6 protein-coding genes are annotated in these 9,629 nt (G+C 41.7%); 3 read left to right on the top strand and 3 right to left on the bottom strand.

Translation table 11 applies throughout. From position 1 onward, the window contains the following. Positions 1-173: 173 nt before the first annotated feature. Positions 174-4,064 (bottom strand): phosphoribosylformylglycinamidine synthase, encoded by a 3,891-nt coding sequence (gene purL / locus CWC30_RS17395; protein WP_138627726.1) that lies wholly within the window; start codon positions 4,062-4,064, stop codon positions 174-176. A gap of 211 nt (positions 4,065-4,275) precedes the next feature. On the opposite strand from purL, the gene mltF reads away from it, so the two are divergent. Both mltF and CWC30_RS18420 read left to right on the top strand, forming a co-directional pair. Further along, on the top strand, positions 4,276-5,721 hold the full coding sequence (gene mltF, locus CWC30_RS17390; RefSeq protein WP_069438516.1) for a membrane-bound lytic murein transglycosylase MltF: 1,446 nt from the start codon (positions 4,276-4,278) through the stop codon (positions 5,719-5,721). Positions 5,722-5,847: 126 nt separating this feature from the next. Next, positions 5,848-6,018 (top strand): hypothetical protein, encoded by a 171-nt coding sequence (locus tag CWC30_RS18420; protein ID WP_008468235.1) that lies wholly within the window; start codon positions 5,848-5,850, stop codon positions 6,016-6,018. Here CWC30_RS18420 and tadA read toward each other — a convergent pair. Next, positions 6,015-6,521 (bottom strand): tRNA adenosine(34) deaminase TadA, encoded by a 507-nt coding sequence (tadA, locus tag CWC30_RS17385; RefSeq protein WP_024601836.1) that lies wholly within the window; start codon positions 6,519-6,521, stop codon positions 6,015-6,017. The two genes, CWC30_RS18420 and tadA, sit on opposite strands and share 4 nt — an antisense overlap. Before the next feature lie 177 nt (positions 6,522-6,698). Between tadA and CWC30_RS17380 the strand changes: the two genes are divergently transcribed. Then, the gene (locus CWC30_RS17380) at positions 6,699-8,003 is read left to right on the top strand and encodes an inosine/guanosine kinase (protein ID WP_013464270.1); all 1,305 of its coding nucleotides are present in this window, start codon (positions 6,699-6,701) and stop codon (positions 8,001-8,003) included. 22 nt (positions 8,004-8,025) lie between these two features. Here CWC30_RS17380 and glsB read toward each other — a convergent pair whose 3' ends face one another. Further along, entirely contained in the window at positions 8,026-8,949 is a 924-nt protein-coding gene (gene glsB, locus CWC30_RS17375; RefSeq protein ID WP_138627725.1) for a glutaminase B, read from the bottom strand. Positions 8,950-9,629 lie beyond the last annotated feature (680 nt).

Genomic DNA, 9,629 nt, shown 5'->3' with positions numbered 1-9,629 from the left:
AAAAAAACACGACTCCCCATGCGATGCGTTTGATCATACTATCCTTATTGAACCTTGAACCTTGAACCTTGAACCTTGAACCTTGAACCTTGAACCTTGAACAGTCTAAACAAAAAAGGCTGCACAAGGCAGCCTTTTTATCTTACATTTAGATCATGAATCTAGCGTGTATATTAACCTACATTTTTACGCGCATTTCTAAACATACGCATCCATGGGCTATCCTCAGCCCACTCATCTGGATGCCAAGAGTTAGCAACCGCACGGAATACACGTTCAGGGTGTGGCATCATTACAGTTGCACGACCATCTGTTGATGTAATACCCGTGATCCCTTCAGGTGAACCATTCGGGTTTGCTGGGTACTGTGTTGTTGGGTTACCGTAGTTATCAACAAACTTAACCGCTACGGTGCCGCTTGCAAGTGCAGCCTTAGTTGCCGCATCATTTGCAAATTCTGCATGACCTTCACCATGTGAAACTGCAATTGGCATACGTGAACCTGCCATACCATTAAAGAACACCGATGGGTTTTCTTGAATTTCAACCAGACTAAAGCGTGCTTCAAAACGCTCTGACTTATTAGTTACAAAGCGCGGCCAATGTTCAGTACCTGGAATCAACTCTTTTAATGTTGATAGCATCTGACAACCGTTACATACACCTAAGCTAAAGGTATCTTCACGATGGAAGAAGCTTTGGAACTGATCGCGTGCCATATCGTTAAACAATATTGACTTAGCCCAACCTTCACCCGCACCAAGCACATCACCGTAAGAGAAACCACCACACGCCACTAAACCTTTGAACTGTTCAAGCGTTAAACGACCTTCTAAAATGTCGCTCATGTGCACATCAACCGCTGCAAAGCCCGCACGGTTAAATGCAGCTGCCATTTCTAAATGAGAGTTTACACCTTGCTCACGTAAAATAGCCATTTGCGGTTTAGCACCAGTTGCAATATATGGAGCTGCAACATCTTCATTTAAATCAAAGTTAAGTTTTACATTTAAGCCAGGATCTTTTGCGTCAAACTTAGCGTCAAACTCTTGCTTAGCACAATCTGGGTTATCACGACGCGCTTGCATTTGATACGTTGTTTCGGCCCAAATTGTACGAAGTTCAGTACGAGTATGATTAAGTACTGTTTGCTCACCACGATTAAACACTATGTTATCGTCGTTATTTAGCGAGCCAATCACATGACTAATTGCGGCAACTCCATGCTGCTCAAATACCGCATTTACAGCCTCTAAATCACTATTCGCTACTTGAATTACAGCACCTAGCTCTTCGTTATAAAGCGCTTCAATATCAGAGCCGGTCAAAGTCGCTAAATCAACGGTAACACCAGTGTGACCGGTAAACGCCATTTCAGCGATAGTGGTAAATAAACCACCGTCTGAACGGTCATGGTACGCAAGCAACTTGCTATCAGCGACTAGCGCTTGCATTGCGTTGTAAAAACCTCTTAGTAGCTCTGGGCTATCTACATCAGGTGTTATATCACCTAATTGCTTATAAACCTGAGCAAGGCTTGATGCGCCCAGTCGGTTTTTGCCCGCGCCTAAGTCAACTAAAATAAGCGATGTATCGCCTTTATCTGTTCGTAACTGTGGGGTCACTGTTTTACGTACGTCTTCAACACGACCAAACGCAGTGATAATAAGCGATAACGGGGATGTTACAGATTGCTCTGTAGCATCATCTTCGTTCTTCCATGTCGTTTTCATCGACATAGAATCTTTACCTACAGGAATTGTTAACCCAAGTGCCGGACATAACTCTTCACCCACCGCTTTTACTGCTTCGTATAAACCGGCATCTTCTCCTGGGTGTCCCGCTGCGGCCATCCAGTTTGCAGATAACTTAATATTTTCAAGAGAGCCAATGTTTGCACAGGCAATATTCGTTAACGATTCTGCCACGGCTAAACGCGCTGAAGCGCCATAGTTAAGTAGTGCTGCAGGCGTACGTTCACCCAGTGACATTGCTTCACCATGGTAAGTGTCATACGTTGCTGCGGTTACTGCACAGTTAGCTACTGGTACTTGCCATGGGCCTACCATTTGATCGCGTGCTACTAAACCTGTTACCGAGCGATCGCCAATAGTAATGAGGAAGGTTTTTTCAGCAATGGTTGGTAAACGTAATAAACGTTCTGCAGCATCAGCAGCACTGATATTTTCAACGTCGAGTGCTTTACCTAACACTTGTTGTGATGTTACATCACGATGCATTTTAGGTGCTTTCCCTAATAAAACATCGAGCGGTAAATCAACAGGATTATTTTCAAAGTGACTATCAGCCACCGTTAAATGAGGCTCTGCAGTTGCTTCACCAATAACCGCATATTGCGCTCTTTCACGCTTACAAATAGCTTCAAAACGATCAAAATCTTCAACAGCAACAGCGAGTACATAGCGCTCTTGCGATTCATTACACCAAATTTCGTGTGGTGCCATGCCCGGTTCATCATTTGGGATATTGCGAAGCTGAAATTTACCGCCACGTCCACCGTCACTAACAAGTTCAGGGAATGCGTTAGATAAACCACCTGCACCCACATCATGAATAAACGCAATTGGATTTGCATCACCTAGCTGCCAACACTTGTCGATGACTTCTTGGCAACGACGTTCCATTTCTGGGTTTTCACGCTGTACAGAGGCAAAATCTAAATCTTCATTTGATTGACCCGACGCCATACTTGATGCAGCGCCACCGCCTAAGCCAATGTTCATTGCAGGGCCGCCTAGTGCAATGAGTTTTGCACCAACTGGAATATCGCCTTTTTGAACATGATCAGCACGGATATTACCTAAACCACCGGCAAGCATAATTGGCTTGTGGTAACCACGCACCTCTTCACCATTGTGACTGGTCACTTTTTCTTCGTAAGTACGGAAATAACCTAATAAATTAGGACGTCCAAACTCGTTATTAAACGCAGCACCACCTAATGGGCCTTCAGTCATAATATCTAGGGCATTAACAATACGGCCTGGTTTACCAAAATCACTTTCCCAAGGTTGTTCAAAACCAGGAATACGTAAATTAGATACAGTAAAGCCCACTAAACCCGCTTTTGGTTTTGAACCACGACCAGTTGCGCCCTCATCGCGAATCTCACCGCCCGATCCTGTTGCCGCACCAGAGAAAGGAGCAATAGCCGTTGGGTGGTTATGGGTTTCAACCTTCATTAAAATTTCAATGTCTTCTTGGTGATACGCATATTCACCTTGTGCATTCGGGAAGAAGCGACCCGCCTTTGAGCCTTTCATTACGGCTGCATTATCTTTATAGGCAGATAATACATTCTCAGGGTTATGCTCAAAGGTGTTTTTAATCATTTTGAACAACGACTTTGGTTGTTCAATGCCATCGATAGCCCAATCAGCATTAAATATTTTATGACGACAATGCTCTGAGTTCGCTTGAGCAAACATAAACAGTTCAATATCGTTAGGGTTACGCCCTAACTTAATAAAGTTTTCAACTAAATAATCAATTTCATCATCAGCAAGCGCAAACCCTTGCTCTATATTTGCTGCGGCTAATGCTTCACGGCCGCCACCTAAAATATCAACTGATGACATTGGACGAGGTGCATCGCTGCGAAATAACTGCGCGGCATCTTCTAATTTACTGTGAGTAGCTTCAGTCATGCGGTCATGAAGAAGTGCTGCAACTTGTGCTAACTGTTCTGCACTTAAATCACCTTCAATATAGTAAGCAATACCGCGCTCTACGCGATGAACTTGTTTAAGCCCACAGTTATGAGCGATATCTGTCGCTTTTGAAGCCCATGGCGAGATTGTACCAGGGCGAGGCGTTACTAATACCAACTGACCTGCTGGCGCATGCTCAGCAATTGTTGGGCCGTAGGTTAATAACTTTTCAAGTTTGGTGTGCTCATCAGTGTTTAATGGCGATGTTAAATCGGCAAAGTGAGCGTATTCGGCATATACATTGGTGACAGGAAGTTGCGATTGTTGGCAACGCGCTAAAATTTTATTAACTCTGAACTCTGAAAGTGCTGGTGCACCACGAAGGATCAACATAAGTAATTTCACCCGGGGTTAGGGATTGAACGATATTTTAGGCGCGTATTATAGTCCAAATTACTCTCAGATTTAACTCAAAAATGCGCTTTTCATTAAATTAACTTTTTCTTTTTGTTTACACCTATTTTTTACTCACTGCGATTAAACGATAAGTGACGTAATCAGTAAGTTTTGTTATAACAGGAGATACGATGCTAAAGAGGCGAATATGTTGAAGATAAAGCTAATAACAATCATTACGTTAGTCATACTTTTGTGTGCATGTAATACACAAGAGCAATCAACACAGCTTGCCCAAATCAAATCTGAAAACAAAATTCGTATTGGTACACTTGCCAGTGCAAGTAATTACTATCAAGCCGTTCAAGGGGAGCAAGGATTTGAATTTGAGCTCTCTCAAGCGTTTGCAGACTACTTAGGGGTAGAGCTTGAAATTGTACCCTTTTTTAATTTATCCGAAATGTTTGCGCGCTTGGACAGTGGTGACCTCGATTTAATTGCCTCAGGGCTTACCTACAATAAAGTACGTGCTGAGCGCTATCGCTATGGCCCTACATACAGAACAATTAGTCAAAAATTAGTCTTTAAACAAGGCCGTGAACGCCCTCGTGATTTTGATGATTTAACCGGAAACTTCACCGTTATCGCTAAAAGTAGCCATTCATTAACATTAGAAGAAATTCAACAAACCAACCCAAACTTAAGCTGGAATGAAACCGAAGAGTTTGATGAAGAAGAATTACTGCAAGCAGTTATTGACGGCGAAATAGATTACACCTTAGCGGATTCTCATACTTTAGCGCTATTTCGTCGCTATCACCCTAATTTAAGTATTGGCTTTTCAGTTACCCGAAATGATTCAATTGCATGGATACTAAGAAAGTCGAATGATGATTCCCTATACGCATTATTAGTCCCCTTTTTTGGTGAAGCAAAACAAAATAATCAACTTTATGTGCTCGAAGAAAAATACTTCGGTCATGTCCGCCAGTTTAATTACGTTAATACCTTGGCCTATATAGATGCAATTAAAGAAACACTGCCTAAATATCAACCTTGGTTTATGCAATATGCAGGTAGCCTAGATTGGCGCTTACTGGCGGCATTAAGTTATCAAGAGTCGATGTGGAACCCGCGTGCTAAGTCACCAACCGGTGTGCGTGGTATTATGATGCTAACAAGACGCACAGCAAAACAAGTCGGTGTAACAAACCGCTTAGAACCAGAGCAAAATATACGCGGTGGTGCACAATACTTAGCAAAATTAATTAAACGCATCCCGGATCGAATCCCTCAACCGGATCGTACTTGGCTTGCACTTGCCGCCTATAATGTAGGTTGGGGACACGTTAACGATGCCCGTATTATTACCGAGCAACAGGGAGCTAGCCCTGATAAATGGGCTGACGTTAAAAAGCGCTTACCATTGTTAGTAAAAAAACGTCACTATCGTAATACCCGTTATGGCTATGCTCGCGGTGATGTAGCAGTGACTTACGTTGATAATATACGCCGCTATTACGACGCGCTTGTTTGGCTTGATGAAAATAATGCAATGGCGCCGATTACCTCAACAAATGATACAGAAGATAAAATCGTTAAACCAGATGATTCAGAGCAACGTACAAGTAATTCCGCTGAGGAAAAAAAATAAATACGCTGCTTAGTAATTAACTGAACATCAGAAAATCAAATAGTTGTTTACTTGTAATCAATTATTCAATAATCTGGCTTAATTGTATAAAATTTTGTGTCATTACCAAGCACATAAGGATAAGTCATGCTTAAACGTAGACGTACACATCAACTTAAACGTTGTATAAAGCACTCAACCGCCACTCGTCGTCGAGTGATGTTAAGAAATTTACATAAAAAAATAATTTGGCGCCGCCGCATGTTTGCTATGCAGCAAATGGCTGAATTAGACGCCTTAATAGCAGCAGCTGACTAATCGCTGTTACTATTACGAGCGGCTTGCTTTGCCGCCTTTATTTGTGCTCGGCGACGCTTAAAAAAACTAGAAATAGTCTCTGCACATTGTGTTTCTAATACCCCACCCGTTATTTCTACCTGATGGTTTAAACGAGGTTCTTGTAAAAGGTTCATAATTGAACCAGCAGAACCCGTTTTAGCATCGGCTGCACCAAATACTAAGCGTTTAATTCGGCTATGTACTAATAAACCTGCGCACATAGAGCATGGCTCTAATGTGACATAAAGAGTACAGTCAATTAAGCGGTAATTATTAAGTACTTTTCCTGCTTCACGTACCGCTATCATCTCAGCATGAGCCGACGGGTCGTTATCAGTAATTGAGCGATTATAGCCTGCGCTAATAAGCTGATTATCTTTAACAATTATAGCCCCTACCGGGATCTCATCTAGCTGCTCCGCTTGTTTTGCATACACAAGCGCTTGTTCCATCCAATATTGGTCGTCAAATGGCTCTATCATTATTATTACTTAACTATTTTTTATGCCGTAATTATACCAACTTAGCGCAATAAAATGCGTCATTGATCACTTTATTGCAAAAATAAAACAAATTTAAGTGGTTTGTCATGGCTCATAAGGCAGGATTTACGCTATAATCTCACGCTTTTTTTATTTAGCTCACAACACGGGTAGCAAATGAAATTTCCTGGACGCCGCAGGCATAAACATTATTTTCCAGTGGAAGCCAAAGATCCACTGACCAATCAACTTAACGCCACTGAGCGATTACACCGCAGCTATATTACGGGGATCGATCAAATCGTTGTTGATATAGAAGCTAAGGTTGACCAAGCTTTTCTCGATGAATTTCAATTGCGCCGAGGGATGTCGCAAGTTATAGATAATGACATCACCAATGCTTTATACGATCGCTTAAAACTAAACGACATGGTCGATTACGAATTCGCAGGCGGAACCGTTGGCAACACGATGCACAACTATTCCGTACTTGCTGATGACCGTTCGGTGCTATTAGGTGTAATGAGTGAAAACATAAAAATAGGCAGTTATGCTTATCGCTTTTTATGTAATAACTCAAGTCGCGTAGACTTAGACTACTTACAGCCTGTAGATGGTCCTATAGGCCGCTGTTTCACATTGATTGATGAAACGGGTGAACGCACCTTTGCCATTAGTGCTGGCCTGATGAATTACCTAAAGCCTGAGTCAATTGATAAAGAGCTAATCGAAGGCTCATCAGCATTAGTCATCAGTGCTTATTTAATGCGTACTCAAGGCGATGAAACCATGACCGAAGCGACCATGCAAGCAATCAAGTATGCTAACGATGCAGATGTACCGGTTGTATTAACACTCGGTACTAAGTTTCTTATCGAGCAGGATCCGACATGGTGGGCTAACTTTGTAGAAAAGCATGTTGATATCCTTGCTATGAACGAAGAAGAAGGCCAAGCAATTACTGGATTTGAAGATCCATTACTAGCTGCCGACAAAGCATTAGACTGGGTTGATTTAGTAATTTGTACTGCCGGTGAAAAAGGCTTATTTATGGCCGGTTTTGTTGATGACAGTTTCAAACGCGAAACAGAGTATCCACTTTTGCCTGGTGCTATCCCTGATTTTAATCGTTATGAGTTTTCACGTGCAATGCGTAAAGTTGACTGTGAAAACCCAATAAAGGCATATAGTCATACTGCTCCGTTTATGGGCGGGCCTGACTCGATTAAAAATACCAACGGCGCTGGTGATTGTGCTTTAGCCGCTGTATTACATGACTTATCAGCGAATGTTTATCATAAGCTGAACGTTGCTAATTCAGCAAAACATCAGCAACAAGCGATTACCTACTCTTCGCTCGCTCAAATCAGTAAATACGCCAACCGTGCAAGTTACGAAGTGCTGGTTCAGCATTCTCCACGCTTATCACGTGGCTTACCAGAGCGCGAAGATTGTTTAGAGCAAGTGTATTGGGATCAATAAAATCCCAAAGCACTCAGCGTACTTAAAATATAGATATATCAAGCTTTTTAGATAGCAGCTCTAATGCTGCTATTCCTGCCACCGAGTTACCAAAAGAGTTTAATCCTGGGGAATACACTGCCACAGTAAACCTATTCGGTAATACCGCCAATATAGTCCCAGAAACCCCTGATTTTCCAGGCATCCCCACTCGATAACCAAAATCACCCGCCGCATCATATAAACCACTAGTGAATAACAACGAGTTTAGTTGCTTATTTTGACGGCTAGAAAGCACTCGTTTAGAAGAGCTGTAGTCTATCCCTTTATTAGCTAAAAAATTGTAAGCCTTAGCAAGTTCAATACAATTAAGTTCTATGGCACAAAAATTAAAGTATGACCAAAGCACATCATCCACTTCATTCTCAAAGTTGCCGAATGATTTCATTAAGTGTGCCATTGCCGCATTTCTATGCCGAAACTCATATTCTGAGTTAGCCACTTGCTTATCAATTATGATACTTCGATTACCTGATAAATCGCGAAATGTTTCAAGCATAGAGTGCATTGGAGCTGATAAACGACTATACAAAGCATCACAGGTAACAATCGCTCCCGCATTAATGAACGGGTTGCGTGGTATGCCTTTTTCAAACTCAAGCTGTGTCAGTGAATTAAACGCTGTTCCTGAGGGCTCTTTACCCACTCTACTCCATAATTCATCGCCATAACGTTGCAGCGCTAATGTCAGAGTCATTACTTTAGAAACTGATTGAATAGTAAAACGTTGTTCGCAATCACCCGCGCAAAATATCTCACCCTCAGTGGTGTAAATAGCAATCGAAAAATGCTCAAGATCAACTTCAGCAAGAGCAGGTATATAATCAGCAACCTTACCTTGGCTCAATAAAGGTTTAACCTCTTGAGTTATCTCATTTAACACTCGTTGATAGTCACTGGTTGGCAATAGACACCTCAATAATATGCAAAGTTAAAATCAAATTTTAACACGTAGGATCTATAACTGCATGAGAATGTTAAGTCTATAAGTTATTAGTAATCTGATAGGGAGCATATACATGATGAGATTAGCGGACAGTCTATTTTTTAAGATATTAAGTAATTTATCTTTAAATTTAAAACAATAAAAAACAGTATTTTGCTGTAACGTGGTTCTGTTATTTGGAGCCAGTGCGCTAATTTATAGCGACAATACAATAGAACATCCCACTATTCTGTTTAGATCCAAGCTGTTTTGTTTGATGTATAGGAATACGAATGCCATGGAGCACAGGGTGTACGAGAAAGGCCACCACTGAGTTCGGCATGGGCTCTTAGCTATTTATTAAATCCCAGGTAGCAAAAAACCCGTTACATTGCTGTAACGGGTTTCTCTTATTTGGATCCTGGTAATGTCATGGTGCCCACAGCAGTAGAAAGTCACATAGCAAATGCGACAGTGGCCTTGTGCGGGGCTTGCCTTCGAGCTGTTTAGGAATACGAATGCCGTGGAGCACAGGATATGCAAGAGCGGCCACTACTAAGTTCCATATACAGCCATGTTTTACTTTATCTCAGACAACAAAAAACCCGTTACATTGCTGTAACGGGCTTCTTTAATTGGATCCTGGTAATGTCCTACTTTCA

Source organism: Pseudoalteromonas sp. S4741 (assembly GCF_005886135.1).
In the GTDB taxonomy this organism is placed as follows: domain Bacteria; phylum Pseudomonadota; class Gammaproteobacteria; order Enterobacterales; family Alteromonadaceae; genus Pseudoalteromonas; species Pseudoalteromonas tetraodonis.
This window is presented reverse-complemented; position numbering and strand designations above follow the sequence as displayed.